This is a genomic window from Glycomyces artemisiae, from assembly GCF_003002955.1.
GTDB classification, from domain to species: Bacteria; Actinomycetota; Actinomycetes; order Mycobacteriales; family Micromonosporaceae; genus Glycomyces; species Glycomyces artemisiae.
In genome coordinates this window covers 51418-78005 of record NZ_PVTJ01000002.1, presented here as the reverse complement: position 1 = coordinate 78005, position 26588 = coordinate 51418, and the positions used below count along the sequence as shown (strand labels likewise).

Sequence of the window (26588 nt, the reverse complement as noted above, 5' to 3'; positions counted from 1 at the left end):
GCTCCCATCTGGGTCGGTCCTGGGCCTCACTGTAAACCCGGGCCTGCGGGGCGTGATCGCGCGGGCCCGGCCCGGCCGCAGGCTGGGACGGGCGGACCGGCAGGTCAGGCGGCGCTCTCCCACCCGACGGGCGGCGGCGCGCCGGGCCCGGCCTGCGCCGTCCACAGTTCACCGTCGGCGGCGACGGCCCACAGCCGCAGCGACCCGTCGGAGCCGAACGCCGCCGCGGGGCGCTTGAGGACGGTGACGTCGCCGCGGGTCCACGGCCGCGACAGGAGCGCGAGCTCCCCTGCGGCGCCGTCGAGGTCGTCGAGGTCGAGGACGAGGGCCGCGGGGGCGCCGCTGCCGTCGTCGCAGACGACGGCGATCGCCCCGTCGGGGCCGAGCGCGACGGTGGGCGCGAGGATGCCGCCTTCGAGGGGGACGCGCACGCCCGTCCACGCCGTGCCCTGCCCGAGGTGGAGGACGACGTCGCTGCCGCCGGCGGCGCGGGAGGCGATCAGGAGGCGCCCGTCGGGGGCCTGCTCGGCGGTGACGGCCCCGGCGGGGATGTGGGCGGCGCCGTCGGCGCCGGGCAGGTCGAGGCCGCGCTGGGTCCAGGCCGTGCCGTCGCCTTCCCAGGCGGCGATGTTGTCGGGGGTGGCGGCGACGATGGTGAAGGCCCCGGCGGCGCCGACCGCGGCGGGCGCCTCGTGCACGGCGGGCCCGGGAAGGTGCGCCCAGTCGCTCCAGCCGTGCGCGGTGCGGGTGCGCACGGCGAGCCCGCCGTCGGGGTGGCGCAGGCACGCGACCGCGGTGGTCCCGTCGTCGGCGGCGGCGGGCTGCCCGACGGTGCGCGCGGCCGGGCCGGTCCCGGCGGGGTTGCCGAGGTTCGCCCACTCGCCGGTGTCCCGGTCGAGGCAGTACAGGTCCCGCACGTGCGCGGTTGGGTCCTCCGTCAGTTCGGGGCCGATCCCGTAGAGGCGGGTCCCGGCGGCCGCGAGGGACGGGAGGAGGACGGGCCCGCCGAGGCCGTCCCAGCCGCGGTCCCCGCGCAGGACGGCGGCGCGCCCGCCGCGCACGACCGCCGGCGCGATGCCCGCGGCGGTCTCGACGGGGACGAGCGCCTGCGTGTACCGCGGGTGGGTGGCGTGCCCGTAGGTGGTCCCCGCGCCGGGGCCGACGATGAGCCGGTCGCCGCAGCCGGGGGCATGGCCGCAGTCGCCGCCGTCGGCCCACGCGTACGCGTCCAGCGCCGCGCCCTTGGCGTCCAGGTCCGCGGGCCCGAGGTTCCCGGGCCAGCGCCGGTTGTAGTAGCCGCGCCAGGACTCGACGGTCGCACCGGTCCCCAATGCGGCTTCCCATGCGAAGAGGGCGGCGGCGGTGTGGTCGATGTGGTCGGAGTAGCCGGTCTGCTCGGCGCCGAGCCGCTCCCCGGCGACGGGGTCCGGGTCGAGGTCGAGGGTGTTCACGGCGACGGGCCGGTACCGGTCGAGCAGCTCGGCGAGGCTCGCCCGCACCGTGGCGCGGTCCACGGTCGACCCGGCGCCGAGCGGCGATCCGGCGGGCGGCAGGACCGCGGAGGCGTCGAGGCGGCCCTCCCACAGGGCGAGGAGGCGCGTGAAGTCGCCGGTGACGCGCCCGAGGTTCGTCCACAGGGAGCAGAACACGAGGTGCACGCCGGGCCGGTCGCGCAGGACGCACAGCTCGACGTCCTGCCCGGAGCCGAGGGTCGCCCGCGACCGGTCCCAGGGCGCGTCGGCGTCGCCGAGGGCCATGAGCGCATAGGCGCGGCGCAGCCCGTTGTTGCGGGAGGCGGCGTACCCGGCGTAGTCGACGGGGGCGGCGGTGTTCCACGTGTTGCGCCCGTCGGCCTCGCCCGCGGTGAGGACCACGGTGCACAGGTCCGCGCCGTCCTCGACGACGCGGGCGACGCGCGGGTTCACGAAGTACAGGCAGTCGTCGGGGTGCGCGCCGATCATCAGGTGGACGGGGCCGGTGCGGGGCGGCTCGGGGAACGGGGTGCCGGACGCGGCGTCCCACACCGACCTGGTGCTCTCGGCCGCCGCGGCGGTCACGGCCAGCCCGGCGAGGCCGCCGACCAGGAGGTCGCGGCGGCGCAGGTGCGGCGTCCGGGGGGAGGGCATGCGTCGTCCCGTTCGGGTGGTGGGGTTTCGGGGACGATCCTATCCCGACCGCGCATACCGGGTATCGCCGAGGGAATGTGAAAGCGGCCCGCGCCCCTCGGGGTGCGGGCCGCTTCGCAGGCGTTTCGGCTAGTTCCAGCCCTCGACCTCGTCGAGGCCGCGCGGGCCCGGGCCGACGTAGGTCGCGGACGGGCGCACGATGCGGCCGAGCTTCTTCTGCTCCAGGATGTGGGCGCTCCAGCCGCCCACGCGGGCGCATGTGAAGATCGGCGTGAACAGCTCCGCGGGGACCTCCGCGAAGTCGAGGAGCACCGCGGACCAGAACTCGACGTTCGTGGCGAGCACGCGGTCGGGCTTGCGGGCGCGCAGCTCGGCGAGGGCCGCGGACTCCAGGGCCTCGGCGACCTCGTAGCGGGGGGCGCCGAGTTCCTTCGCGGCGGCGCGGAGCACGCGCGAGCGCGGGTCCTCGGCGCGGTAGACGCGGTGGCCGAAGCCCATGAGGCGCTCGCCGGAGTCGAGGAGGTTCTTCACGTAGCCCTCGGCGTCGCCGGACTTCTCGACGCCCTCGATCATGTGGAGGACGCGCGAGGGGGCGCCGCCGTGCAGCGGGCCGGACAGGGCGCCGATGCCCGAGGAGATCGCGGCGGCCGCGTCGGCGCCGGTGGAGGCGACCACGCGGGAGGTGAAGGTGGAGGCGTTCATGCCGTGCTCGGCGGCGGACATGAGATAGGTGTCGACGGCCTTGACGTGCGCGGGGTCGGGCTCGCCGCGCCAGCGGCGCATGAACCGCTCGGTGATGGTCTCGGCCTTGTCGATCTCCGACTGGGGCACGGCCGGGCGGCCGGAGCCGCGCGCGGACTGGGCGATGAACGACAGCGTGGTGACGGACACTCGGGCGAGATCGTCCCGGGCGGTCTCGTCGTCGATGTCGAGCAGCGGCTTCAGACCCCAGTAGGGGGCGAGCATGGCGACCGCGGCCTGGGCGTCGACGCGGGTGTCGCCGGAGGAGACCGGGACGGGCACGGGCTCCGCGGCGGGCAGGCCGCTTCCGAACTTCCCGTCGACGAGGAGGCCCCATACGTCGCCGTAGGTGCTCTGCGCTACCAGGTCCTGGATGTCCACCCCGCGGTAGCGGAGCGAACCACCCTCTTTGTCAGGCTCGGCGATCTCGGTTTCGAAGGCGATGACGCCTTCGAGGCCGGGCTTGAACTCAGACATCGTTGTACTCCTGAGTGTGTTGTCCCTGTGGTTGCCGACCGGGGGCTTCCGGGAGGCGACGGTTCGTAGTTATCTGGAAATGGTGCCTCACGGCCGTCCCCGACGGAAGTGCCCGCGGGGCGGGGGTGATCCTCGACGGCGGTACGGAAGTGGCGCAAAATATGAGACAAGCATCGTGAGCTTAGTTATTTGCCCAATTTTGCCCGGTTTGATGGGAGGGTTTCAATAATGGGTCTTGTTGGTTTCAACGGTTTCCTGCGATCTCGCCCACATCGACACGCGTGCCGCAGGTCATCCGACATGAGCTAACGTCAAAGCACATCCAGCCCATCGATAACGACATGGAGGTAACCCCTATGGCGCTGTCCGGCGAGCAATGGGTGATCGCCTACAACGACCACGAGGCCACCATCGTCGCTGTCGGCGGCGGCGTGCGCTCGTACTCCTACCGCGGCCGACCGGTCGTCATGAGCTACGGCGACGAGGAGCTCGCCCCCGGCTGGTCCGGCCACGTCCTGGCCCCCTGGCCCAACCGCATCCGCGACGGCAAGTACACCTTCGACGGCACCGAGTACCAGCTCCCGGTCAACGAGATCGAGACCAACACCGCCCTCCACGGGTTCGTCGCCTGGGCCGAATGGTCCGCCGTCGAGGTCACCGACACCTCCGTCACCCTCGAATGCCGCCTCCCCGCCCGCCTCGGCTACCCGTGGACGCTGCAACTGCGCACCCGCTGGTCCGTCGGCCCCGGGGGCCTGCGCGCCGCCCACACCGTCTCCAACCCCGGCACGAAGACCGCGCCGTTCGGCATGGGCACCCACTCCTATCTCATCCCCGGCTCCCTGGAGCGGATCGACGAGGCCACCCTCCACGTCCCGGCCGCCAAGAAGCTGAAACTCGACAAGCAGAGCATCCCCGTCGGCTCCGGCCCCGCCGACTTCGACGAGCCCACGGTGCTGAAGGACCTCGTCATCGACGACGCCTACGGCGACCTCAAGCGCGGCTCCGACGGCAAGGCCGAAGTCCGCCTCGCCGATCCCGTCTCCGGCCAGGCCGTCACCGTCTGGATGGACGAGTCCTTCGGCTGGGTCCACATCTACACCTCCGACGGCCTCGAAGGCGACCGCAAGCGCGCCTCCGTCGCCATCGAGCCGACCACCTGCCCGCCGAACGCCCTCGCCACCGGAGAGGACCTCATCGAGCTCTCCCCCAGCGAAGCCTGGTTCGGCGTCTGGGGCATCCGCCCCGAATAGGAACCGCCGACCTCCACGAGGGACCGTCCCGCCGGGACGGTCCCTCGCCGCATATCCGAACCCGACTCACCTCCGCGAAGTTATCCACAGGGCCGCGACCTGCGGCTCCGCGAGTTATCCACAGCCCCAAAACTTTTCCTTGCCGGTTCCGGCCCCCACCCGTCAAGGTTGCTCCACGTCACGCGAACACCACTGAGCGTAGGAGCAACCATGGCCGCGATCCTCGACCGCACCACCGCCACCGCCGCACCCGCGGCCGAATCCATCCTCGTCACCGCCGACGACCGCCTCGCCGAAGCCGTCCTCCCCCTCGCCGCCGCCGCAGGCCACCCCGTACGCCGCATCGACCACGCCCCCGACGCCGCCGCGACCTGGCAGCGCGCCCCCATCGTCCTCGTCGGACCCGACCTCGGCGCCGCCTGCATCGAACTCGGCTTCCCCGCCCGCGAACACCTCGTCTTCTGCACCACCGTCGCCTGGCTCGGCAACGACCCCGCCGACGAGTCCATCCTGTGGCCCATGGCCTTCCAGCTCCAGGCCACCAGCGTCATCGCCCTCCCCGCCGCCGACAAATGGCTCTCCGACCTGTTCACCCGCACCGCCCGCGACACCGAACCCGCACCCGTCATCGCCGCCGTCGCCGGACACGGCGGCGCCGGCGCCTCCACCATCGCCCTCGCCGCGGCCGGCAGCGCCGCCCGCGACGGCCGCCGCACCGTCCTCATCGACCTCGACCCCACCGGCGGCGGCATCGACGCCGCCACCGGACTCGCCTCCCAACCCGGCTGGCGCTGGCCCTCCCTCGCCGAGGGCTCCGGCCTCCTCGAACCCGAACGACTCCTCGACGGCCTGCCCCGCCGCGGCGGCCTCCACCTCATCGGTCCCGACCCGCGCAACCCCGCCGACGTCCCCGCCGACGTGTTCGACCAGGTCCTGCGCGCCGCGCGCCTCGCCGCCGACCTCGTCGTCGTCGACCTGCCCCGCGCCAGAACCGAAGCCGCCGCCCACGCCGCCACCGCCGCCCGCTCGGTCGCCGTCGTCATCGGACCCGGCGAACGGTCCTGGGAGGCCGCCCGCAGCGTCACCGCCGCCTACGGCCTCTACAACGCCCACCTCGGTGCGGTCCTGCGCGGCGACGCCCGTCCCCGCCCCGCGGGCGTCTCCTGGGACGGCCCGCGCGAAGCGGACTGGGCCGAACCCCCGGTGTGGGGCGCGATCCCCACCGACCGGCGCCTCCCCGTGCTGCTGCGCCAAGGCCGCCTCCCGCGCGGGCGCCTCGCCCGCGCCGTCCACGACCTCACCGCCGAACTCAGCCGCGAACGCCCGCGCAGCGGCCTCGCCCGCACCGGTGCGGTCCGATGAGCCTCGAACTGCTGGACCGGGTCCGGCGCCAGCTCGCCGCGCAGTCCCGGCCCGGCGGCCGCGACTCCGCCACCGCCGAGATCGTCCGGGCCCTGCGCGCCTCCGGGGCCGCCCCGCCCGACCAGGACTCGCTCCTGCGGCTCACCGCGTCGCTCAGCGGCGACCTCATCGGCGCCGGGCCCCTGCAACCGCTCCTCGACGACCCAGCCGTCACCGACGTCGTCGTCAACGGCACCGGCGGCGTCTGGGCCGACCGCGGCGACGGCCTGCGGCCCACCGAGGTCCGCCTCGGCCGCGCCGACGCGGTCCGCTCCCTCGCCTGCCGCCTCGCCGCCGCGGCGGGCAGGCGCCTCGACGCGGGCAGCCCGTACGCCGACGTGCGGCTCCCCGACGGCACCCGCTTCCACGCCGTCCTCCCGCCGATCGCCGCCACCGGCCCGTACCTGTCGTTCCGCACCCACCGGTCGAAGGCGTTCACGCTGACGCAGCTCGTCGAGGCCGACACGCTCACCGCCGACATGGCCGACCTCCTGCTCCGCATCGTCGAAGCGCGGCTCCCGTTCCTGGTGACCGGCGGCACCGGCAGCGGCAAGACCACGCTGCTCGCGAGTCTCCTGTCTACCGCGGCCCGCACGGAGCGGATCGTGATCGTCGAGGACGCCGCCGAACTCGCCCTCGACCACCCGCACGCGCTCACGCTCGAATCCCGCCCGGCGAACGTCGAAGGCGCCGGAGCGGTCGACCTCGCGGCCCTGGTCCGCCAGGCCCTGCGGATGCGGCCCGACCGGATCGTCGTCGGCGAATGCCGCGGTGCCGAGGTCGTGGAACTCCTGGGCGCCTTGAACACCGGCCACGAAGGCGGCGCCGGGACGCTCCACTGCAACACCGCCGCCGACGTGCCCGCCCGCCTGGAGGCCCTCGCCCTCCCGCACGGCCTCCCGCGGGCCGGACTCCACGCCCAGCTCGTCGCCGCCCTGCGCGTCGTCGTCCACCTGCGGCGCACCGGCACCGGCCGCCAGGCCGCCGAGATCGCCGTCATCGAAACCGGGCCCGCCGGGCTCGCCGTCACCACCGCCTGGACCCGACACGGGCCGGGCGAATCCGCCGGAATCCTCGAACGACTGCTGAGGGAGCGAACCGCATGACCGCCATCGCCAACGCCCTGATCATCCATCGGCCCAAGACCACCGCCGCCTGCATCGCCCTGACCGCGGCACTGCTCGCCGCCTGGCTCGCCGGATACCGCCACCAAGGCGGCCTCGGCCCGCTCGCGGCCGCCAACGCCGCACTCGCCGCCGCCGTCTACGCCGCGGCGGCCGCCATCAGCTGGCACCGCGCGCTCCTGCGGAAACGACGGCGCGACGCCGACCGGGCCGCGGCCGACACGGTCGCCTACCTCGCGGCCGACCTCACCGCGGGCACCGATCCGGCCCGCGCCCTCGCCTCGGCCGAACCCGACTGGCCCGCCGAGGCCACCGCCGCCGCGTCCCGCCTCCGCGCCGCGCTCGCGATCGCCGCGGAACTCGGCGCACCCGCCGCGGACCTGTGCCGCCGCCTCGCCGAGCACCTCCGCGAGACCGAGCAGTCGACCGCCCGCGCCTACGCCCAGACCGCGTCGATCCGCGCCACCGCCGCACTCCTCATCGCGCTCCCCGCGGTCGGAGTCGCCTTCGGCGAACTCCTCGGCGCCCAGGCGCTCGCGTTCCTCCTCGCGAACCCGCTCGGCATGGCCGCCGCCGCGACCGCCATGGGCCTGCAAGCCGCAGGACTCGCCTGGACCGGCGCGCTCATCAACTCCGTCGGACCGGGGGGCGCGTCATGATCCGCCGCCTCATCGGACCGCTCCTCGGGGTCGTCGCCGCCGTCGCCGTCGGCGGGCCGACCGGCATCCTCGCGGGCTTCGCCGCGTGGTGGCTCGCCGCCCGGCTCCTGCGCCGCGACCCCGACCGCGCCGAACGGGCCGCCGCCGACCGGCTCGCCCCGGCCTGGCCGTGGACCCTCGACCTCATCGCGGCGGGCCTGCGCTCCGGCGCCCCGTTCCCGCAGGTCGCCTTCGCGGTCGCCGACACCGAGGACCCGCTGATCGGCGAGCGCCTCAACCGGTTCGCCGGAGCGATCCACCTCGGCGCCACCGCAGCCGAGGCGCTCCCCGAACTCGGCAGGCTCCCCGGCGCCGCCCGGCTCGCCCGCCAGCTCGACCGCTCCGGCGACACCGGCGCCGCCGTCGCCGGAGGACTCGAACAGCTCGCCGCGTCGCTGCGCGCCGAGCAGCGCACCAGGACCGACGAACGCGCCGGACGCGCCGCAGTGGCCCTCGTGGGCCCGCTGTGCCTGTGCTTCCTGCCCGCGTTCGTCATCGCCGGCATCGGCCCCGTGGTCCTCGGCGTCGTCGCCGAGACCCTGGCCCCCGGCCTCTGACCCGACCGCAACCGAAGAGAGGACACCGCAATGCGCGCCGACACCCGAACCGCCGACCACCGACCGTCCCCCGCCATGCAGGCCGCCTGCCGGCCCGACTCGATCCGCTGGCCCACCTGCCGCACCGCGACCTGCGACGCCCCCAGGTGCAAGGCGTTCCGCGACGACCGCGAGCCCGGGCACGACGACCTCGACGAGCCCACCGTCCGCCTCACCGCGGCGCCCGTGGACGCACCGGCCTGGTCCCCCGGGGCCAACCGCGCCCGCACGCCCATCACTGCCGAGGACCCGCAGGTCCCCGACGACCGCCCGGCCTCCCGCTACCGCCGCCCCGGCCCCGGCGAACCCGACGAATGGCGGCCCGGCCGCATGCGCGGCACCGCGAAACCCAGCTGGGGCGGCAAGTTCGCGTCCCGAATGCGCGGCGAGAGCGGCATGAGCACCGCCGAGTACGCGCTCGGCACGCTCGCCGCGGTCGCCTTCGCGGGCATCCTCATGAAGGTCCTCACCTCCGGCCCGGTCGAGGCCGCCCTCCAGGCCCTGATCGAACGGGCCCTCCAGTGAACGCGCCGCACCGGTCCCGGCCCCGCGCGAGCCGGCCGCCCGACCGGCGGGCCCGCGACGACCCGCGCCAGCGCGGCTACGTCACCGCCGAGACGGCGGCGGCGCTCCCGGCGGTGGTCGCGGTCCTGGCACTGGGGCTGTGGGCGGTGTCGGCGGTCGGCCTGAAGGTCCGGGCGATCGACGCGGCCAACAGCGCCGCGATCGCCGCCGCCCGAGGCGAGGACGCGCACGCCGTCGCCGACGCGTACCTGCCCGACGGCGCCTCGGTCGCGGTCTCCGAGGACGGCGACCTCGCCCGGGCCGTGGTCACCGCGCCGACGCGGCCGCTCGGCCCGCTGACGCCGCCGATGACGATCACCGCGACCGCCGTCGCACCGCTCGAACCGGGGCCGGTCCGATGAGGCGGACCCGTATCCGCTCCGGTCTGAGCGCCCGGGTGCGTCTGATCCGGCGCACCCGGGGCGCTAGCGAGCAGGGCTCGGCGACGGTCCTGGCGGCGGGAGTGGCCGCGGCACTGGTCGCGATGGCGGTGGCCTATACCGCGATCGGCCAGGCCGGGGCCGCCCGCCACCGCGCCCAGGGAGCGGCCGACGCCGCCGCGCTCGAAGGCGCCTCCCGGGTCCTCCTCGGCGAAGGGGAGGCCTGCGGGGCGGCGAGGGCGATGGTCGAGCGGACGTCGACGGAGTTCGTCCGCTGCGACGTCAACGGCCTCGAAGTGACGGTCCTCGTCACCGAGACCCCCACCGGCCTCCCGCAGCTCCTCGGCCCTGCCAGGGCCGTCTCCCGCGCGGGCCCGGTGGCCTTCCAATAACCGAACCGACGACGAACGATCCGCCCCCCGGCGGCCGAGGCCAGGCCGCCGGGGGACCCGGAGAAGACACAGGCTTGACGAGTAATTGGTGTGCTGGTCGGCGGAGGGTGGGCACGGGGAGGGGGAGGGGCCCCGGAATCAGTCCGCCCGCGCCCGGCCGGGAAGGATGAAAGCGCTGACAGCGTAGGGAATGAGGTGGTTTGGTCACACTCCCGAGTGTCGAGGGGCTGGAGGGTCGCTACGCAGGCCGCGGGCTGTCTACACTCGCGCAATGGAGAAACACCGTTCTTCACCTGACCAGGTGACCGCGACCCGGTCGCCCGGCCGCCGCACGTACCTCATGTGCCGCCCCGCCTACTACGCGGTGGAGTACGCCATCAACCCCTGGATGGACACCACCGCCCCCGTCGACGCCGCCCTCGCCTGCGCCCAGTGGGAAGAGCTCGCCGACATCTACACCTCTCTCGGCCACGACGTGCTCCGCCTCGAACCCGAGCCGGGCCTGCCCGACATGGTCTACGCCGCCAACGGCGCGTTCGTCGTCGACGGCATCGCCTACGGCGCGAGCTTCCGCCACCCCGAGCGCCGCCCCGAGGCCGACGCCCATGAGAAGTGGTACCGCACCTCCGGCTGGACCTTCGCCGAGCCCGAGCACATCAACGAAGGCGAAGGCGACTTCACCTACCTGCCCGGCCGCGAACTCGTCCTCGCCGGCTGGGGCTTCCGCACCGACGCCCGCGCCCACGCCGAGGCCGCCGACGTGTTCGGCCGCCAAGTCGTCTCCCTGCGCCTCGTCGACCCCCGCTACTACCACCTCGACACCGCCCTCGCCCCCCTCGACGACCACAACATCGCCTACTTCCCCGACGCCTTCGCCCCCGGCAGCCGCCTCCTCCTCGAACGGCTCTTCCCCGACGCCGTCATCGCCGACGCCGAGGACGCCGCCGGATTCGGCCTCAACTTCGTCTCCGACGGCCGCAACGTCGTCATCAACGCCGAAGCCGAAGCCATGGCCCGCAAGGTCGAGGACGCCGGGTACACGCCGGTCCCCGTCGACCTCTCCGAGCTCAAGAAGGGCGGCGGCTCAGTCAAGTGCTGCACCGCCGAACTCCGCCGCTAGAGCGCGGGCGGTAAGGGACAGCAAGCAGCGCAAGGGGGCCGGTGCGACAGCGAGTCGCACCGGCCCCCTTCGTCAACCGCTGCATGGATTTCGAGGATGCGGGCCGCGTCCTGCCGCGGCAGGCGTCCAACCGCCGCCGCGGCCCGCACCCTGGTCTCAAGCCGGGCCGAGAAGGCCCGGTGAAGAGGTCAGGCCGCCGCCAGCGTCGGCGCCGGACCCACCGGGCTGGCCCCCACCGGGCCGGCCTCGACAGGACCTTGCACCGCTGCATCCTGCGCCGCCGGGCCGGGGGACGGCCGCCCCGCGTTGAGCGGCGACGACGGCGGGCGCGGTGACGGCACCGCGGCGTGCGGCGGCTCGATCGCCGCCACTGCCGGACGCACCAGCCGCTCCAGGCGGACCGTGTCGCTCATCGGGAGCGGGCTCGTCGGATGCCCGCCGTCCCCCGGGAAGAGCGCGCCCGCGAGCGGCGCGGGGACGACCGGGAAGACGCCGCTGGGGGACAGGAGCGGGTTCGGCCGCTGCTGCCGCGGCCGCCCGGCGGGGCGGGCCGTGACCTTGGGGCGGCGGAACGCCCGCGCGAGCAGCGCGTCCACCCGCCACACCCGCTTGGCGTGGCTCGCGGGAAGCCAGAAGTGCCAGCGGTGCGGCTCGCTCGCGCCCGGGCCCTCCAGGACCGTGAAGTTGAGTTCGACGCCTGGACCGGCCGGGTCGGCCGACCAGCGGAGGTTCTCGATCGCCGCGACCGGCGCGTCGAGGCACAGGCGCACGCGGCCGAGCAGCCGCGACTGCCGGGTCACCACCAGGCGCTCGCCTGTGAGCATGAGGACGTGGTCGCCGCTGCCGAGACCGTCGGAGCCGACGCAGCGGCTCAGCAGCGACACCTGGTCGCCGGCCCGGATGTTGCGGCGAAGGAGCGGAACGTGCCGTGACAGCGCCGTCGTGGTCAGGCCCGCTTCGGCCGAACACGCCAGCATGCTGCGAGAGAAGAGATCCATTTGCTTGTACCCCACCTAGATCCGTGCGCGCCTCGATCGCTCGGGGACGCGCCCTCGAAGGGGGTAACGGCAATCCGCATATGCAGGTTACGGCTGCGGGGTGGCCTTCCCCACATCTCACCCCTTCGGGCGAGCAGGTTCGGCAGGGCGCGGGGCGTCGCGGTAGGGGACGGGATCAATCCTCGTCTTCGGTCGGAAGCGGTTCGGGCGCTTGGAGATCGAGGTCGACTTCGAGTTCGGCGTCGAGCTCGGCTTCGAGTTCGAGGCTGGATTCGGAACCGGGTTCGGTGTTGAGGTCGGCATCGGCATCGACCCCGGCATCGGCTTCGACTTCCGGATCTGCGGCGGGGTCGGAGGCTTCGTCGTCGCTGCTGGACTCGCTCCAGGCGTCGTCCCAGCTCTCGCCCCAGTCGTCCCGGCCGCCGTCATCCCACTCGCCGTGGTCCCAGTCGTCCCACCCGTCGTCCCAGCCGCCATTGTCCCAGTCGCCGTGGTCCCAGCCGTTCCCGTCGTCCTCGCCGTCGTCTTCTTCGCCGTTCTCGCCCGACTCCTCGGGCCCGCACGGGTCCTCGCCGATCGGGACGAGCCGCGGCGGCTCGGACTCCTCGCCGCCCTCCTCCACGGGAGGACCGGGGGCGTCGTCGGGCTCGCCGCGGTCGCGCTGCGGGACGAGTTCGGCCTGCGGTTCGGCTGCGACGGGCTCGACGCCCTCGCCGGGCTCGGCCAGGCCGCCCGGGACGGGCTCGGCACCCGCGAGCCCCGCGATCTCGCCGGGCGTCGCGGGGGGCTCCTCGCCCTCGATGATCACCGTGCCGGACTCGATCTCCATCGGCTCGGTCCCGTCGGCGCCCGTGTAGAGCCCGCGCGTGAAGGTCCACCCGACCATCGCGAAGGACGCCACCGTGCCGGCGCTGATCCCCACGAGGGCGAACCAGATCCCCACCGGCCAGCGTCCCCCCTGGTCGCTGCCTCTGCCGTGCACTGCGTGCTCCTTCCCGCCACCCCCGTGCGACGAAACGGCCGTTCAGGGCCGATGATGTCGATGATCGACAGCCCTCGGCTACTCAGTGTCAGACTTCAGTCCCGAATAGTAATCGGGTGAAGGGTGTGACGCGCACCGCCCAGGGCTTTGGGATGCTTGGATGTACCGGAATACGAATATGAGGAGGCATCAATGGGCGACACACAGCGTCCAGCCAAGAAGACGGTCAAGAGCCGTCCGAAACCCGCCTCGACGAACGAACCACAGTTCGTGCAGCTGCTCTCACCCGAGGGACGGCGCGTCAAGCATCCCGACTACGACATCGACCTGAGCGACGAGGAGTACCGCGGCCTCTACCGCGACCTCGTCATCACCCGCGAACTGGACGCGCAGGGCACCGCCCTCCAGCGCCAGGGCCAGCTCGGCCTGTGGCCGAGCCTCCTCGGCCAGGAGGCCGCCCAGGTCGGCTCCGGCCGGGCCCTGCGGCCCCAGGACACCGTCTTCCCCGCCTACCGCGAGCTCGGCGTCCAGTGGTGCCGCGGCATCGACCTGATCTCGTCGTTCGCGCTGTTCCGCGGCGTCGACCTCGGCGGCCGCGACACGGTCGCCGACCGGTTCAACATGTACGCGATCGTCATCGCCTCGCAGACCCTCCACGCCGCCGGGTACGCCATGGGCGTCGCCATGGACGGCGCGGTCGGCACCGAGGACGGCGAGGCCGTCATCGTCTACCACGGCGACGGCGCGACCAGCGAGGGCGACTTCAACGAGGCGCTCGTGTGGGCCGGGGTGTTCAACTCCCCGCTGGTGTTCTTCTGCCAGAACAACCAGTACGCGATCTCCGAGACGAACGCCCGCCAGTTCCGGCTCCCGCCGTACCGCCGCGCCGAGGGCTTCGGCGTCCCCGGCATCTTCGTGGACGGCAACGACGTCCTCGCGACCTACGCGGTCACCCGCGGCGCGCTCGACCGCGCCCGCGGCGGCGAGGGCCCCAGCCTCGTCGAGGCCTACACGTACCGCATGCAGCCCCACACCACGTCCGACGACGCCACCCGCTACCGCGACGAGGCCGAGCTGGACTTCTGGCGCGCGAAGGACCCGGTGGTCCGCTACCGCAAGTGGCTGGCGGCCGAAGGGCTCGCCGACGAGTCGTACTTCGCCGCCATCGACACCGAGGCCGGCGAGCAGGTCCGGGCGCTGCGCGCCCGGGTCATGGCCCTGACCGACCCGGAGGTGTCCGAGATGTTCGACAACGTGTACGCCCAGATGCCCGCGGGCATCGCGGCCCAGCGCGCCGAGGCCGTCGAGTTCCAGGCCTCGCTCGCTGAGCCTTCCACCGGAGCGGGGAGCGACGTCCGATGACGACCATGTCCATGATCAAGGGCCTCAACGAGGGCCTCCGCCGCGTGCTCGAAGACCAGCCGAAGTCGCTGGTGATGGGCGAGGACGTGGGCCGCCTCGGCGGCGTGTTCCGCGTGACCGACGGCCTCCAGAAGGACTTCGGCTCCGACCGCATCATCGACACCCCGCTCGCCGAGTCGGGGATCATCGGCACCGCGATCGGCCTCGCCATGCGCGGCTACCGGCCGATCTGCGAGATCCAGTTCGACGGCTTCGTCTACCCCGCGTTCGACCAGCTCGTCTCGCAGCTCGCGAAGATCCCCAACCGCTCCGGGGGCCGCATCCGCCTCCCCGTCGTCGTCCGCATCCCCTACGGCGGCGGCATCGGCGCGATCGAGCACCACTCCGAGTCCCCCGAGGCGTACTTCGCGCACACCGCGGGCCTGAAGGTCGTCACCTGCTCCAACCCCGCCGACGCGTACTGGATGATCCAGCAGGCCGCCGCCGGGGACGACCCGGTGATCTTCTTCGAGCCGAAGCGCCGCTACCACGGCAAGGGCGAGGTCGACACCGAGAAGCCAGGCCTCGACCTGCACCGGGCGCGCACCGTCCGCGAGGGCCGCACCGCGACGCTCATCGCCTACGGCCCCACCGTGGACGTCGCCGAGAACGCCGCGAAGGCCGCCGCCGAGGAGGGCCTCGACCTGGAGGTCGTCGACCTGCGGTCGCTGTCTCCGATCGACTGGGAGCCGCTGTTCGCGTCGGTCCGCAAGACCGGCCGGGCCGTGGTCGTCCACGAGGCCCCCGGGAACGTCGGCATCGGCGCGGAGGTCGCCGCCCGCCTCACCGAGGAGTGCTTCTACTCCCTGGAGGCGCCCGTGCTGCGGGTGACCGGCTACGACGTGCCTTATCCCGCGAGCCGCCTCGAAGACGACTACCTTCCGAACCTGGACCGCGTCCTCGACGCCGTCGACCGGTCCCTGGAGCACTGAGGAGGCGAACATGGGACAGAAGATCACGTTCAACCTGCCCGACCTCGGTGAGGGCCTCACCGAGGGCGAGGTCGCCGCGTGGCTCGTGGAGCCCGGCGGCGAGGTCAAGCTCAACCAGCCGTTCGTCGAGGTCGAAACCGCGAAGGCGCTCGTCGAGGTGCCCAGCCCCTACGACGGGGTGCTCGCGCAGCACCACGCCGAAGCCGGGGAGACCGTCGACGTCGGCAAGCCCCTCGCCACCTTCGAGGTCGAGGGGGCCGACGCGCCGCCCGAGGCCGCGAAGCAGGAGGAGCGCACCCCGAACCTCGTGGGCTACGGCGCCCGCGAGGCGGGGTCCAAGCGCCGCAAGCGCAAGGGCGCCGCGCCCGCCGCGGAGACGCCGGCGCCGCCCGCGCCGCAGTCGCTCGCCCCGGTGACGCCGCCGTCGGTGATCACGCCGTCGTTCACGCCGCCCCCGGTGGAGGCCGCCCCGCCGGTCCCCGCCGTCCCGGCGCCGAACGGCGCGGCGCCCGGCGGCCCGGTGCTCGCCAAGCCGCCGGTCCGCAAGCTCGCCAAGGACCTCGGCGTCGACCTCGCGTCGGTCGTGCCGACCGGCCCGAACGGGACGGTCTCGCGCGCCGACGTCGAGGCGGCCGTCGCGGCCCCGGCCCCCGCCGCGCCGCAGCGGGCCGCCGTCGCCGCGGAGGACCAGCGCATCCCCATCAAGGGCGTGCGGAAGCTGACCGCGCAGAACATGGTCGCGTCGGCGTTCACCGCCCCGCACGTCACGGTGTTCCTCACCTGCGACGTCACCGGCATGATGGACACGGTCAAGGAGTTCAAGGCGCGCAAGGAGTTCGCGGACGTCAAGGTCACGCCGCTCCTGTTCGTGGCCAAGGCGGTCCTGCTGGCCGCGCGCCGCCACCCGATGATCAACGCCCGCTGGGACGAGGCCGCCCAGGAGATCGTCGTCAAGCACGACGTGAACCTCGGCATCGCCGCCGCCACCCCGCGCGGCCTGGTCGTCCCGAACATCAAGGCCGCCCAGGACCTGAGCCTGGTCGGTCTGGCCGACGCCATCGGCTCGCTCGCCCGCACCGCGCGCGAGGGGCGGACCACTCCGGCCGACATGATGGGCGGGACGATCTCGATCTCCAACGTCGGCGTCTTCGGCGTCGACACGGGCACCCCGATCCTGCCGCCCGGCGAGTCGGCGATCCTCGTGTTCGGCGCGGTCCGGCCGCAGCCGTGGGTCCACGAGGGCGAGATCGCCGTGCGCCAGGTGACGACGCTCGGGCTGTCGTTCGACCACCGCCTCATCGACGGGGAGCTCGGCTCGCAGTTCCTCGCCGACGTGGGCGCGTTCCTATCGCACCCTGGGGAAACGCTGCTCGCCTGGACGTGACCAAGCGCACCAGCGATTCGTTGGCGGATCTTACCGTTCGGTGTTGTAATTGAGGCACGGAAACAACGAGGAAACATAACTTCGAAGTTTCCGCGTCTCAGTTCCGACGGAGCTCGCAAGCCGGGCGCCGAAGGGGCACAGGGACCGCGAACTTTATCTCCTCCCATTGGTGTGGATGACAGCGCCGAGTCGCCACACCGCGGAGACCCTCTCCAGGGGGTTCTCACACCGGCCGGGCGCCGCTATTGCCATGAGGGGTGGGCAACAGCTGGCGCCCGGCCTTTTCTCTGCCCTCCGGGCGCTTTCCCTTTCCTCCCGTTCTGCCGCACGGCCGCGTTTCCCGTGCCCGCTTAACCCTGTCGAGTGATCGTTGGCGCCGCTGCGGTACCGTGTTGCCGTCTGGCGTGCCCCCAAGACGCCAGGCCGGAAGCAGCATTGAGGAGCAGCCGTGACCTCCGAGCAAGGCAACCCGCCAGCAAAGGGCCCCGACGACGAGGGCGCTGTCGATAAGGACGCTGTCGAAACGGGCGCCGCAGAGCAGAGCGCTGCCGAGGGCGGCGCCGCAGCGAGCAGCGCGGCCGAGAGCAGTCCCGCCGAGGGCGACGCTCCTGCGAGCGCCGCCGACGCGGGCCCGGCCGACCCGGCGCCCGCCGAACCGGAGAGTCCCGCGGCCGAGGCCGCTCCGGCTCCCGCTCCCGAGTCCGCGTCCGAGGCCCCCGCCGAGGCGCCGGCGGCCGAGGCCGCACCGGAACCCGAAGCGCCGCAGGCGGCCCCCGGGGCCCCTTCGGTCGACGAGGGCGCGACCCAGACGATCCCGGCGTCCCCTGAAGCGGACGTCCCGCCCGCGCCGGCGGCCGACGCCCCCGCGCAGGTCCCGCCGCCCGCGTACGAGGCCCCCGCGTCCCAGTCGCCGCCTCCGGGCCCGCAGTTCGACGAGGACGGCACGCAGATCCTGCGCCTGGGCCCGTCGCAGCCGCAGCAGCCGGTCACCGACCCGGTCGAGGAGAGCACCCAGGTGCTGCCGCCGCAGGGCATCTCGGGCTTCAACGCCCCGGCCCCGTACGGCGAGCAGGCCGCGCCGAGCCCCTCGCCCGCGGCCCAGCCTCCTGCGAATCCGGCGGCGTGGCCCTCGCCCCCGCCGAACCCGCTCGCGAACCAGGCCCAGCAGCCGGGCCCGGCGGCCGTCCCGCCGCCGCCCCCGGTGCAGCAGCCCTACCAGCAGCCGCAGCAGCCGTACCAGCAGCAGCCCCCGTCGGCGTACCAGCCGCCGGCCGGCCCGCCGCCGACCCAGTCGGACGACACGCAGAAGCTCATCATCGGCGCGCACAACCCGTACAGCGAGCCGCCGGCCCCGCCGTCGGCGTACGGCTCGCCCGCGCAGCCCTCGCAGCCGCAGGCGGCCCCGCAGTACTCGCAGCCGGGCACCGGCGCCGTGCCGCCGGCCGGCCAGTACCCGCCCGCGCCCGCCGCCGCCAGCGGCGGCGGAGGCCGCAAGAAGGGCCTGGTGCCGATCCTCGCCGCCGTGGGCGCGCTGGTCGTGATCGCGGCCGCCGTGGGCGTCTACTTCCTGCTGTTCGCGGCCCCGAAGTTCGAGGAGGGCGGCTGCGTCCGCCACACCTCCGGCGACCAGGCCGAGGCCGTCGACTGCGCCGACGCCGTGGACGGCGAGGACTACGAGATCGTCGACAAGGTCGGCGACGGCCAGGAATGCGCCGACGCGGGCCGCGAGACCCTCACCGTCGGCGACGACGTCTACTGCCTGAGCCTCCTCGGCGGCACCGACGAAGGCGACGGCGGCGGCGAGGCCACCGAGTCTCCGGCCGACGAATAACACCCCGGCAAACCGGCTGATATCCCGCTTTATGGCGATAAATCCGGTCTAAGGGACCCCTGGTGCAAAAATACCGCGGGGATATGACATCACGGCGAGGGCCGGTGGGAATCCACCGGCCCTCGCCGCTGTATGTGAGTCTCGTTCGGGAACAGGCCGAGCAGGGGAGCTGGGACGTGCGCGCGAGCTAGGCTCGGGCCGTGACCGAGTCCTCCAGTGCTCAGCCCTCCGCCGCCGCGACCCCGGACGGCGCGTCCCCGCAGGCCGCCGCCACGAAGCCCGCTCCGAAGGCGGCGGCTTCGAAGGCATCGGTTCCGAATGCGCAGTCGCGCGTGCGCGCGGCTCGGCTCGAAGGCCGCGGCTGGCTCAACACCGGCGGTGCGGCGCTCGACCTCGACAGCCTCAAGGGCAAGATCGTCGTCCTCGACTTCTGGACGTTCTGCTGCATCAACTGCCTCCACGTCCTCGACGAGCTGCGCCCCCTCGAAGCGAAGTACGGCGACGCGGTGGTCGTCGTCGGCGTCCACTCCCCGAAGTTCGAGCACGAGCGCGACCCGCAGGCCCTCGCCGCCGCCGTCGAGCGGTACGGCGTCGAGCATCCCGTCCTCGACGACCCCGACTTGAAGACCTGGGACGCCTACGCCGCGCGCGCCTGGCCGACCCTCGTCGTCGTCGACCCCGAGGGCTACGTCGTCTCCACCATGGCCGGTGAGGGCCACGCCGAAGCCCTCGACCGCATCATCGGCGGCCTCGTCGAGACCCACGCCGCCAAGGGCACCCTCGACCCCGAGGGCAGCCCCTACGTGGCCGCCCCGCCCGCCGAGACCGCACTCCGCTTCCCCGGCAAGGCGATCGCCCTCCCCGGCGGCGACGTGCTCGTCAGCGACACTGCCCGCCACCGCCTCGTGCGCCTCGCCCCCGATCTTTCCACCGTCAAGACGGTGATCGGGACCGGCGAGCGGGGCCGCGCCGACGGCGCCGCCCCCGAGTTCAACGAGCCGCAGGGCCTCGTGCTCCTCCCCGCCGACGTCGCCGCCGCGGCCGGGTACGACCTCGTCGTCGCCGACACCGTCAACCACCTCCTGCGCGGCGTCGACCTCGCCACCGGCTTCACCACCACCGTCGCGGGCACGGGAAGCCAGTGGCGCATGGACAACGGCACCGACGCCGCACTCGACGTCGACCTGTCCTCCCCTTGGGACCTCGCCTGGTACGACGGCAAAGTCGTCGTCGCCATGGCCGGGATCCACCAGCTGTGGGTCTTCGACCCGGTCGCCTGCACCGTCGCCCCCTACGCCGGGACCACCGTCGAGTCCCTCAAGGACGGCCCGCTCGACCAGGTGTGGATGGCCCAGCCCTCCGGGCTCGCCGCCGACGGCGCCCGCCTGTGGGTCGCCGACTCCGAGACCTCGGCGCTCCGGTACGTCGAGGACGGCGCCATGCACACCGTCGTCGGCCAGGGCCTGTTCGACTTCGGGCACGTCGACGGCCCCGCCGCCGACGCCCTCATGCAGCACCCCCTCGGCGTCGCCGTCCTCCCCGACGGCCGCGTCGCCGTCGCCGACACCTACAACGGCGCCCTGCGCGCCTACGACCCGCGCACCGGGGAGGTCGCGACCCTCGCGTCCGGCCTCGCCGAGCCCAGCGACGTGCTCGCCTCGGGGGGCAAGGTGGTCGTGGTCGAGTCCGCGGCGCACCGCCTCGCCGTGCCCGACCTCTCCGAAGCCGCCGTCTCCGGGCAGCACCACCGCGTCACCCGCAAGCGCACCAGGGTCGCGCCCGGCAGGCTCCGCCTCGACGTGCTCTTCGAGCCCGCCCAGGGGCAGAAGCTCGACTACACGTACGGCTCGCCCGTCCAGGTGACCGTGTCCGCCGACCCGCCGCAGCTCCTCGCCGAAGGCGCGGGCCGCACGGAGGACCTCACGCGCGAGCTCGTCCTCGCCGACGGCATCGAGAAGGGCGTCCTCCAGGTCGTCGCGCAGGCCGCGACCTGCGACGCCGAGGCCGAGCACCCCGCGTGCCACCTCACCCGCCAGGACTGGGGCGTGCCCGTGGAGATCACGGGGGACGGGGTGTCGACGCTGAAACTCGTGCTGCGATCCTGAACAGGGCGGTCCGGGGACGCCGCTATTTCCGCCGCCGCGGGTGTGTCATGAATCCGCGGACGGCTCGCGGCGCAATAGGTTGTTCCGGATCGCACCATCCACAGGGCACATCAGGGAGGACTGTTCAGTGATCGCCGACGTCGAGGAGCGCTACGCCGAATACGAGCACTGGCTGGTGCTGAACGCCGCCGACCAGATCGTCACCGTGGGCCGCATGCTGGAGCAGCAGGTCCGCACCCTCGAATACCTCACCCCCGACCACGTCGCCTCGCTCGCCGCCTTCGAACCGGACCTCTCCGGTATTCGATCGAACGGATAGCCGGACCCGGCCGATCGGTCGATATCCACCCGTATCGATCGGAGTAACGTCGGCCCGGACGCGGCAGGCGGCGTCCCTCCGGCAGCGGGCATGGCCCGCACCGGAGCCGGCAAGCCCGACGCGCGAGGGCCGTCCCGGCGCCGGCGCGCCCCCGGGTCCGCCCGCGAGGGCGAACCGAGCGGGGGCGGGCCGTCGAACGGGCACTCAACGGGCACTGAGCAACACCTGGCATCACCGCGCCGGGACGGCCCCTGAACCCGCCGCTACGCTGAAAGCGAAGTCGCGTCCCGGAGGTTCAGCGCCGTCGCCCTGCGCTGATACGGTCGATGCGTGGAATCTTTCGAGCGGCCCTTCGGCGACGAGTCCGGCCCGGTCCAAGCCCCGATGCACCCCGCGTGGATCCGCATCATGCCGTGCAGCATCGAGCTGTTCCGCACCGTCCCCTCCCTCAACCCGTTCCCCGCCGGATGGTGGGCCGACGCCTTCCCCGAGGACGACATCTGGAACGAGCCCGTCTGGTGCGACCCGGGCGACGTCGACGACTGGATCGCCGAGGCCTCCGAGCACCACCTGGGCGCCTCCCCCGAGGTCGTCGAGAAGGAGGCCCGCGAGGAGTACGACCGGGCCACCGCCGAGCGCAGCGAGCGCATCGACACGTTCACCACCCACTGCCGCCGCGCCGGACTGCCCGTCCCCCACACCGTGCGCGACCTCCTCGAATTCCTCCTCGCCCTGGGCCTGTACCGGTCCGAGCAGCGCGACGGCGGCCTGTACGTCGCCCCGCAGCTGTACATCAACCCGTTCGACGTGCTCTCCTTCGACAAGCTCGAAGCGATCGAGGAGGCCGCCGACCAGCGCGGCGACCTCGAAGAGCTCACGGCGATCGCGATCAGGCGCGTCGGCGGCGTCGACTACGAGTTCGACGACGAGGGCCGGTTCGTGCTGCCCGGGAACGCGAAGTCCGCCACGGTGGACGTGTCGCTCGCGGCGCTCGCCGAGGACGCGGGCGTCCCGGCGCCGGTGATCCGCGGGATGCTCATGGAGCTCGCCGAGGACGGCGACGTCGCGGGCTCGGTCGACCTGGGCGCCGTCCCGGTCGGCGACACGTTCACGCTCACCGCCTCCGACGACCTGCTCGGCGGGTACCCGAACGACGAGCTGCTGCCGCCCGAGCACGCCTGAGCCGCGCCTGCGCCGAGCGTCGGCGGAGTGACCGCCGACGCAGTCCCGTTCACTGCCAGTTCACCTGTTGGCCCCCCGTCGTGCACCTCGATGGCGAACCATGAGGGCAGGACACGTTAACGGCGGTTGACGATCGGTGATAGGAGCACGCGTGACCGTGAACGAGACTGGCACCAGGGCCAAGGCCCCCATCGCGGGCCTCGCCGCCCAGGGCCGGGCGGCCTCCCCGGTCGCCACCGAGACCGTCATCGAGCTCAAGGGCGTGGGCGTGCACTACGGGAAGGCGCACGCGGTCCGCGACGTCTCCCTGCCGGTCGCCCGCAACCAGATCACCGCGATGATCGGCCCGTCGGGCTGCGGCAAGTCCACGGTCCTGCGGTCGATCAACCGCATGAACGACCTCATCCCCGGCGCGAAGGTCTCCGGCGAGATCACCTTCCACGGCACGAACGTGTACGGCTCGGGGGTCGACCCGATCGCGGTGCGCCGCCACATCGGCATGGTGTTCCAGAAGGCCAACCCGTTCCCGAAGTCGATCTTCGACAACGTCGCGTACGGCCTGCGCATCAACGGCATGAAGGACGGCCTGGCCGACCGGGTCGAGCAGGCGCTGCGGGGCGCGGCCCTGTGGGACGAGGTCAAGGACAACCTGAAGAAGTCCGCGCTGGCGCTCTCGGGCGGTCAGCAGCAGCGCCTGTGCATCGCGCGCGCGATCGCCGTGCAGCCGGAGGTCCTGCTCATGGACGAGCCGTGCTCGGCGCTCGACCCGATCGCGACGGCCCGCATCGAGGAGCTCATGAACGAGCTCGTCAAGGACTACACGATCGTCATCGTCACGCACAACATGCAGCAGGCGGCGCGCGTCTCCGACGCGACGGCGTTCTACTCCGCGGACGTCGACGAGGCGGGCGAGCGGTTCGGCTTCCTCGTCGAGTTCGACGAGACGCAGCGGCTGTTCTCCAACCCGGCGGACCCGCGCACCGAGGACTACATCACCGGCCGCTTCGGCTAGTCCCCATCGACGCCGACGGCGGCGCGACCGGAAACGGTCGCGCCGCCGTCGTTCCATGTCTGGGAAGCGGAGCCGGGAAGCGGAGCGGGGGCGGCCCGCAGGCCGCCCCCGTCCGTCTTGCCAGTGCCTAGATCATCTTGACGGCGTCTAGACGTCGTCGCCGCAGAGGATCGCGGACGTGCGGCCCTCCGGGTCGGTGACCTGCCAGTACCAGGAGCCGCCGCAGGTCGCCTGGTCGGCGGCCTCGTCGGTGGTCATCGCGACGGGCTCGTCGATGTTGACGACGCCGACGACCACGTACTGCGCCAGCGACGAGGAGCAGTCCACGGTCCACCACGAGTCGGCGTCGTAGAAGCAGTCGCCCTCGGCGGGCACGTACGGCGTGTTCTCGGGCTCGCTCGGGTCGGCCGCGCCGGTCGCCTTGATGCAGTACAGCGAGTCGAGCGTCCCCGACGAGTACACGTAGTGCCAGTTCGTCCACAGCTCGCCGGGGTGGAGCACGGCCCAGTCGTCGCCGCACAGCGCCTTCGCGGCCGTGAAGTCCGTCAGGTTCCCCTCGTCGTCGACCGGCACGTCGGTGACGTCGTACGACTGGGCGGTGATCTCCCAGAACGCCGTCGCGTCGGAGCAGTCGACCAGCTCCAGGCCGTCGCCGTACCCGCCGTCGGCGATCACCGGCTCGTACGGCAGGCACATCCCGACCTCGGAGTCGGTCTGCTCCTCCTCGGTCGTGGCCTCCTCGCTGGGGCTCGCGTCGTCCGACGGCGACTCCTCCTGCGTGGTCTCGTCGCCGCCCGCCACCGGGTCGTCGTCCTTGTTCAGGTTCATCACGACCAGCAGCGCCCCGCCCAGGATCAGCACGAGCGCCCCGACGATGACGCCGCCGATGAGCGCGTAGTTGCGCTTCGGCGGCTCGGGCGGCGGCAGCGGCGGCCCGAACGACGTCGGCGGCTCGTACGGCGGCTGCCCGCCCCCGCCCGCCTGCCCGGCGCTGAACTGCGGTGCGGAGCCGTACTGCGGAGGCTGCTGCGGCTGGCCCCCGTACGGGCTCTGGCCGCCGTTGTACGGCGACTGGTAGCCGTACCCGGGCGTCTGCGGCTGGTCAGGCGGTGGGCCGTAATTGGGAGGGACCGTCATGCAAGCCACGCTATAGCGCTTTGTCAACAGCCGTCGCGCGGAGGGCCAAACCTGTGAAGGAAACTCGCAGCGCAGGCGGTGGAACCGCACCGGACGGCCCGGCCCGTCACCGGTGCGAGGTGACGCACCTCGCGGGCGCTTGCCGCCCCCGCACCCGGATCAGAGCACGTCCGGCAGCACCAGCACCCGCTCGACCGTGTAGTCCAGCATCGCCGACCGCACGCCCTCCCGGCCCGTCCCCGAGGCCTTCGCGCCCCCGTACGGCATCTGGTCGGCCCGGAACGACGGCACGTCCCCGATCACCACGCCCCCCACGTCCAGGGTCCGGTGCGCGAGCATCGCCTGCGGCAGCCGGTCGGTGAACACGCCCGCCTGGAGCCCGAACCGCGAGTCGTTCACCGCCGCCAGCCCCACCTCGAAGCTGTCGACGCTCGCCAGCACGAGCACCGGCCCGAACACCTCCTCGCGCAGCACCTTCGCGTCCGCGCGCACATCGGCGAGCACCGTCGGCTCGACCAGCGCGCCCCGCCGCGGCCCACCCCCGCACAGGACCTTCGCGCCCTCGTCCACGGCCTCCTCGATCCACGACTGGACGCGCTCGGCCGCCTCCGCGGAGATCAGCGGCCCCACCTTGCACGACGGGTCGTTCGGGTCCCCCGACGGCAGCGCCTTCACCTGCTCGACGATCCGCGCCGCCATGTCCGCATAAGCGGGCGCCTCGATGAACACCCGCTGCACCGCGATGCACGACTGCCCGGCCTGGTAGTTCCCGAACACCGCGATCCGCTCGGCCGCCCAGTCCCGCTTCGGGTAGTCGGCGGCGACCAGGGCCGCCCCGTTCCCGCCGAGTTCGAGCGTCACGTGCTTCCCGGGGACCTTCTGCCGGATCTGGTGCCCCACCGGCCCCGAGCCGGTGAACGACACGACCGGCAGCCGCGGGTCCTCCACGAGCTGGTCGGCCCGGTGGTTCGGCACCGGCAGCACCGACAGCATCGCCGGGGGCAGGTCCGTCTCCGAGAACAGGGCCCCCAGGTGGAGCGAGGACAGCGGCGTCGCGGGCGCCGGCTTGAGGACGATCGGGCAGCCCGCCGCCACGGCCGGGGCCACCTTGTGCGCCACCAGGTTCAGCGGGAAGTTGAACGGCGTGATCCCCAGGACCGGGCCGCGCGGGAACCGCCGCACCAGGGCCATGCGGCCCTCCGCGGACGCGTCCGTGTCGAGGCGCTGGACCTCGCCGCCGAACCGCCGCGCTTCTTCTGCGGCCCACCGGAACACCGACACGGCCCGGCGCACCTCGATGCGCGCCCACGCGATCGGCTTCCCCGACTCCGCGGTGATGAGCTCCGCGCACGTCTCCGCCTCCTCGTCGAGGCGCCGCCGCACGTGGTCCAGGGCCTCGGCCCGCACGTGCGCGGGCAGCGCCGCGCACTCAGCCGCGGCTCCCGAGGCGGCGGCCACGGCCGCCTCCACCTGCCCGGCGGTCGCCCATGAGGTGGCGCCCACCGGGGAATCGTCGAAGGGGTGGGTGACGAAGAACTCCTCCTCGCCGTGCTGGGGACGTCCCGCCACCCAGATGGGCGAAACGGGACGGAGACGCTGCGACATGGCTCCAGCCTACGGGTTCCGCCGCGGCGGCCGCTGCCGTTGGGGCCCGCGAATCCGCGCCGGACCCGCCCCGGACCTTCCGGGCTCCGCAACCCGGGTGCGCCCATTTGCCCGCTCAGGGCATGATGAGGGCATGAGTGAACAGCAATCAGGTGCGGGGTACCCGCAGCAGCCCGTCTCCGGCCAGCCCGGCCAGCCGCAGCAGCCCTACCCCCAGGCCCCCTACGCCTCGCCCCAGGCGCAGTACCAGGCCCAGCAGCAGTACGCGGCCTACGCCCCGCCGGCCCCGTCGCTGTTCGACAAGCTCGGCGTCCCCTCGGTCCCCGCGATCCTCGGCCTCTCCGGCCTGGGCGCCCTGGCCCTGTCCGGCCTCATCACCGGCACCAGCGACGGCACCGACCTCCAGGTCGACGTCGCCGCGAGCCTGTTCGGGCTCCCGTCGGTCCTGACCGCGGTGATCGTCATGTTCGCGCTGGCCCTGTTCGGCGGCGAGAAGCTGCGCTCCCTGTGGAAGTCGTTGACGGTGGCCGGGACGGGCGTGTTCCTCGCCGGGTTCCTGTACGACCTGCTGTCGCTGCCCGACGGCTCGTCCGGTTCGGACGCGTCCGCGTGGATCGGCGCGCTCCTGCTGGTCGGCGCGTACGCCTTGTTCACCGCCGGTGCGCTGCTGGTCCCCGGGAAGGCCGTCCCCGCCGCGGCGCCCGCCGCGCCCCCGGCGTACCCGACCGGTCAGCAGCCCGCGGTCCCGCCGGCCGCCGCGCCGCAGACCCAGCAGAACCAGTGGCCCCAGGCGCCGCAGCAGTAGCGGCCCCCGGGCAGCCGAAGAGG

General features: G+C 73.5%; 24 protein-coding genes. 18 read left to right on the top strand and 6 right to left on the bottom strand.

Going from position 1 to position 26588, the window contains the following annotated elements:
- Positions 1–104 precede the first annotated feature (104 nt).
- Complete coding sequence (locus tag B0I28_RS28195) at positions 105–2126, bottom strand: PIG-L family deacetylase (RefSeq protein WP_106362695.1); 2022 nt, start codon at positions 2124–2126, stop codon at positions 105–107.
- Positions 2127–2255: 129 nt separating this feature from the next.
- Positions 2256–3344, bottom strand: a complete 1089-nt coding sequence (locus tag B0I28_RS04815) for a citrate synthase 2 (RefSeq protein WP_106362694.1) — start codon at positions 3342–3344, stop codon at positions 2256–2258.
- Between the two features lie 341 nt (positions 3345–3685).
- Between B0I28_RS04815 and B0I28_RS04810 the strand changes: the two genes are divergently transcribed.
- From B0I28_RS04810 to ddaH, 9 genes are all read left to right on the top strand, one after another.
- Positions 3686–4597 carry an aldose 1-epimerase family protein gene (locus tag B0I28_RS04810; protein WP_245888882.1) on the top strand — a complete coding sequence of 304 codons (912 nt, stop codon included), beginning with the start codon at positions 3686–3688 and terminating at the stop codon, positions 4595–4597.
- 210 nt (positions 4598–4807) lie between these two features.
- Positions 4808–5959: a septum site-determining protein Ssd gene (ssd, locus tag B0I28_RS04805; RefSeq protein WP_106362692.1), complete on the top strand. Its 1152-nt coding sequence runs from the start codon at positions 4808–4810 to the stop codon at positions 5957–5959.
- Positions 5956–7104: a TadA family conjugal transfer-associated ATPase gene (locus B0I28_RS04800; protein WP_106362691.1), complete on the top strand. Its 1149-nt coding sequence runs from the start codon at positions 5956–5958 to the stop codon at positions 7102–7104. Before ssd ends, B0I28_RS04800 begins: the two co-directional genes overlap by 4 nt.
- Complete coding sequence (locus B0I28_RS04795) at positions 7101–7781, top strand: type II secretion system F family protein (protein WP_106362690.1); 681 nt, start codon at positions 7101–7103, stop codon at positions 7779–7781. The genes B0I28_RS04800 and B0I28_RS04795 overlap by 4 nt, the downstream gene beginning before the upstream one ends.
- On the top strand, positions 7778–8377 hold the full coding sequence (locus B0I28_RS04790; RefSeq protein WP_106362689.1) for a type II secretion system F family protein: 600 nt from the start codon (positions 7778–7780) through the stop codon (positions 8375–8377). Before B0I28_RS04795 ends, B0I28_RS04790 begins: the two co-directional genes overlap by 4 nt.
- Before the next feature lie 417 nt (positions 8378–8794).
- The gene (locus B0I28_RS28420; RefSeq protein ID WP_425433430.1) at positions 8795–8941 is read left to right on the top strand and encodes a DUF4244 domain-containing protein; all 147 of its coding nucleotides are present in this window, start codon (positions 8795–8797) and stop codon (positions 8939–8941) included.
- Positions 8938–9342, top strand: a complete 405-nt coding sequence (locus B0I28_RS04780) for a TadE family type IV pilus minor pilin (protein WP_219926569.1) — start codon at positions 8938–8940, stop codon at positions 9340–9342. Before B0I28_RS28420 ends, B0I28_RS04780 begins: the two co-directional genes overlap by 4 nt.
- Positions 9339–9752 carry an Rv3654c family TadE-like protein gene (locus B0I28_RS04775; protein ID WP_106362688.1) on the top strand — a complete coding sequence of 138 codons (414 nt, stop codon included), beginning with the start codon at positions 9339–9341 and terminating at the stop codon, positions 9750–9752. The genes B0I28_RS04780 and B0I28_RS04775 overlap by 4 nt, the downstream gene beginning before the upstream one ends.
- 271 nt (positions 9753–10023) lie before the next feature.
- Complete coding sequence (gene ddaH / locus B0I28_RS04770; protein ID WP_181245638.1) at positions 10024–10872, top strand: dimethylargininase; 849 nt, start codon at positions 10024–10026, stop codon at positions 10870–10872.
- A gap of 188 nt (positions 10873–11060) precedes the next feature.
- Here ddaH and B0I28_RS27100 read toward each other — a convergent pair whose 3' ends face one another.
- Both B0I28_RS27100 and B0I28_RS26820 read right to left on the bottom strand, forming a co-directional pair.
- Entirely contained in the window at positions 11061–11849 is a 789-nt protein-coding gene (locus tag B0I28_RS27100) for a hypothetical protein (protein ID WP_181245637.1), read from the bottom strand.
- A 196-nt stretch (positions 11850–12045) separates the two neighbouring features.
- On the bottom strand, positions 12046–12852 hold the full coding sequence (locus B0I28_RS26820) for a hypothetical protein (RefSeq protein WP_146147970.1): 807 nt from the start codon (positions 12850–12852) through the stop codon (positions 12046–12048).
- Between the two features lie 192 nt (positions 12853–13044).
- Here B0I28_RS26820 and B0I28_RS04755 point away from each other — a divergent pair, with 192 nt between their 5' ends.
- From B0I28_RS04755 to pstB, 8 genes are all read left to right on the top strand, one after another.
- On the top strand, positions 13045–14214 hold the full coding sequence (locus tag B0I28_RS04755; RefSeq protein ID WP_106362686.1) for a thiamine pyrophosphate-dependent dehydrogenase E1 component subunit alpha: 1170 nt from the start codon (positions 13045–13047) through the stop codon (positions 14212–14214).
- Positions 14211–15185 (top strand): alpha-ketoacid dehydrogenase subunit beta, encoded by a 975-nt coding sequence (locus tag B0I28_RS04750; RefSeq protein WP_106362685.1) that lies wholly within the window; start codon positions 14211–14213, stop codon positions 15183–15185. Before B0I28_RS04755 ends, B0I28_RS04750 begins: the two co-directional genes overlap by 4 nt.
- Before the next feature lie 10 nt (positions 15186–15195).
- Positions 15196–16569 carry a dihydrolipoamide acetyltransferase family protein gene (locus B0I28_RS04745; protein ID WP_106362684.1) on the top strand — a complete coding sequence of 458 codons (1374 nt, stop codon included), beginning with the start codon at positions 15196–15198 and terminating at the stop codon, positions 16567–16569.
- 448 nt (positions 16570–17017) lie between these two features.
- Entirely contained in the window at positions 17018–18400 is a 1383-nt protein-coding gene (locus B0I28_RS04740) for a hypothetical protein (protein WP_106362683.1), read from the top strand.
- Between the two features lie 332 nt (positions 18401–18732).
- Positions 18733–20505 (top strand): thioredoxin-like domain-containing protein, encoded by a 1773-nt coding sequence (locus B0I28_RS04735; protein ID WP_106362682.1) that lies wholly within the window; start codon positions 18733–18735, stop codon positions 20503–20505.
- A gap of 127 nt (positions 20506–20632) precedes the next feature.
- The gene (locus tag B0I28_RS04730; RefSeq protein ID WP_106362681.1) at positions 20633–20824 is read left to right on the top strand and encodes a hypothetical protein; all 192 of its coding nucleotides are present in this window, start codon (positions 20633–20635) and stop codon (positions 20822–20824) included.
- A 330-nt stretch (positions 20825–21154) separates the two neighbouring features.
- Positions 21155–22006: a DUF6042 family protein gene (locus B0I28_RS04725; RefSeq protein ID WP_106362680.1), complete on the top strand. Its 852-nt coding sequence runs from the start codon at positions 21155–21157 to the stop codon at positions 22004–22006.
- 151 nt (positions 22007–22157) lie between these two features.
- Positions 22158–23018, top strand: a complete 861-nt coding sequence (gene pstB, locus B0I28_RS04720; RefSeq protein WP_106362679.1) for a phosphate ABC transporter ATP-binding protein PstB — start codon at positions 22158–22160, stop codon at positions 23016–23018.
- A gap of 147 nt (positions 23019–23165) precedes the next feature.
- Here the strand turns inward: pstB and B0I28_RS04715 are convergent, their stop codons facing one another.
- Both B0I28_RS04715 and B0I28_RS04710 read right to left on the bottom strand, forming a co-directional pair.
- Positions 23166–24155, bottom strand: coding sequence for a resistance to Congo red protein (locus tag B0I28_RS04715; RefSeq protein WP_106362678.1), 990 nt, complete (start codon positions 24153–24155; stop codon positions 23166–23168).
- Between the two features lie 159 nt (positions 24156–24314).
- A complete protein-coding gene (locus tag B0I28_RS04710) occupies positions 24315–25760 on the bottom strand; it encodes an aldehyde dehydrogenase family protein (protein ID WP_106362677.1) in 1446 nt (481 codons plus the stop codon).
- 133 nt (positions 25761–25893) lie between these two features.
- Here B0I28_RS04710 and B0I28_RS04705 point away from each other — a divergent pair, with 133 nt between their 5' ends.
- Positions 25894–26565 carry a hypothetical protein gene (locus B0I28_RS04705; RefSeq protein ID WP_106362676.1) on the top strand — a complete coding sequence of 224 codons (672 nt, stop codon included), beginning with the start codon at positions 25894–25896 and terminating at the stop codon, positions 26563–26565.
- Positions 26566–26588 lie beyond the last annotated feature (23 nt).

Excerpts from the sequence above, each read along its gene's own strand:
- B0I28_RS04705 (WP_106362676.1), top strand. The coding sequence starts at position 25,894 with ATGAGTGAACAGCAATCAGGTGCGGGGTACCCGCAGCAGCCCGTCTCC.
- ssd (WP_106362692.1), top strand. The coding sequence starts at position 4,808 with ATGGCCGCGATCCTCGACCGCACCACCGCCACCGCCGCACCCGCGGCC.
- B0I28_RS04815 (WP_106362694.1), bottom strand. The coding sequence starts at position 3,344 with ATGTCTGAGTTCAAGCCCGGCCTCGAAGGCGTCATCGCCTTCGAAACC.
- B0I28_RS27100 (WP_181245637.1), bottom strand. The coding sequence starts at position 11,849 with ATGCTGGCGTGTTCGGCCGAAGCGGGCCTGACCACGACGGCGCTGTCA.
- B0I28_RS04750 (WP_106362685.1), top strand. The coding sequence starts at position 14,211 with ATGACGACCATGTCCATGATCAAGGGCCTCAACGAGGGCCTCCGCCGC.
- B0I28_RS28195 (WP_106362695.1), bottom strand. The coding sequence starts at position 2,126 with ATGCCCTCCCCCCGGACGCCGCACCTGCGCCGCCGCGACCTCCTGGTC.
- B0I28_RS04745 (WP_106362684.1), top strand. The coding sequence starts at position 15,196 with ATGGGACAGAAGATCACGTTCAACCTGCCCGACCTCGGTGAGGGCCTC.
- B0I28_RS04800 (WP_106362691.1), top strand. The coding sequence starts at position 5,956 with ATGAGCCTCGAACTGCTGGACCGGGTCCGGCGCCAGCTCGCCGCGCAG.
- B0I28_RS04755 (WP_106362686.1), top strand. The coding sequence starts at position 13,045 with ATGGGCGACACACAGCGTCCAGCCAAGAAGACGGTCAAGAGCCGTCCG.
- B0I28_RS04710 (WP_106362677.1), bottom strand. The coding sequence starts at position 25,760 with ATGTCGCAGCGTCTCCGTCCCGTTTCGCCCATCTGGGTGGCGGGACGT.
- B0I28_RS28420 (WP_425433430.1), top strand. The coding sequence starts at position 8,795 with ATGCGCGGCGAGAGCGGCATGAGCACCGCCGAGTACGCGCTCGGCACG.
- B0I28_RS04775 (WP_106362688.1), top strand. The coding sequence starts at position 9,339 with ATGAGGCGGACCCGTATCCGCTCCGGTCTGAGCGCCCGGGTGCGTCTG.
- B0I28_RS04790 (WP_106362689.1), top strand. The coding sequence starts at position 7,778 with ATGATCCGCCGCCTCATCGGACCGCTCCTCGGGGTCGTCGCCGCCGTC.
- B0I28_RS04715 (WP_106362678.1), bottom strand. The coding sequence starts at position 24,155 with ATGACGGTCCCTCCCAATTACGGCCCACCGCCTGACCAGCCGCAGACG.
- B0I28_RS04795 (WP_106362690.1), top strand. The coding sequence starts at position 7,101 with ATGACCGCCATCGCCAACGCCCTGATCATCCATCGGCCCAAGACCACC.
- ddaH (WP_181245638.1), top strand. The coding sequence starts at position 10,024 with ATGGAGAAACACCGTTCTTCACCTGACCAGGTGACCGCGACCCGGTCG.
- B0I28_RS04810 (WP_245888882.1), top strand. The coding sequence starts at position 3,686 with ATGGAGGTAACCCCTATGGCGCTGTCCGGCGAGCAATGGGTGATCGCC.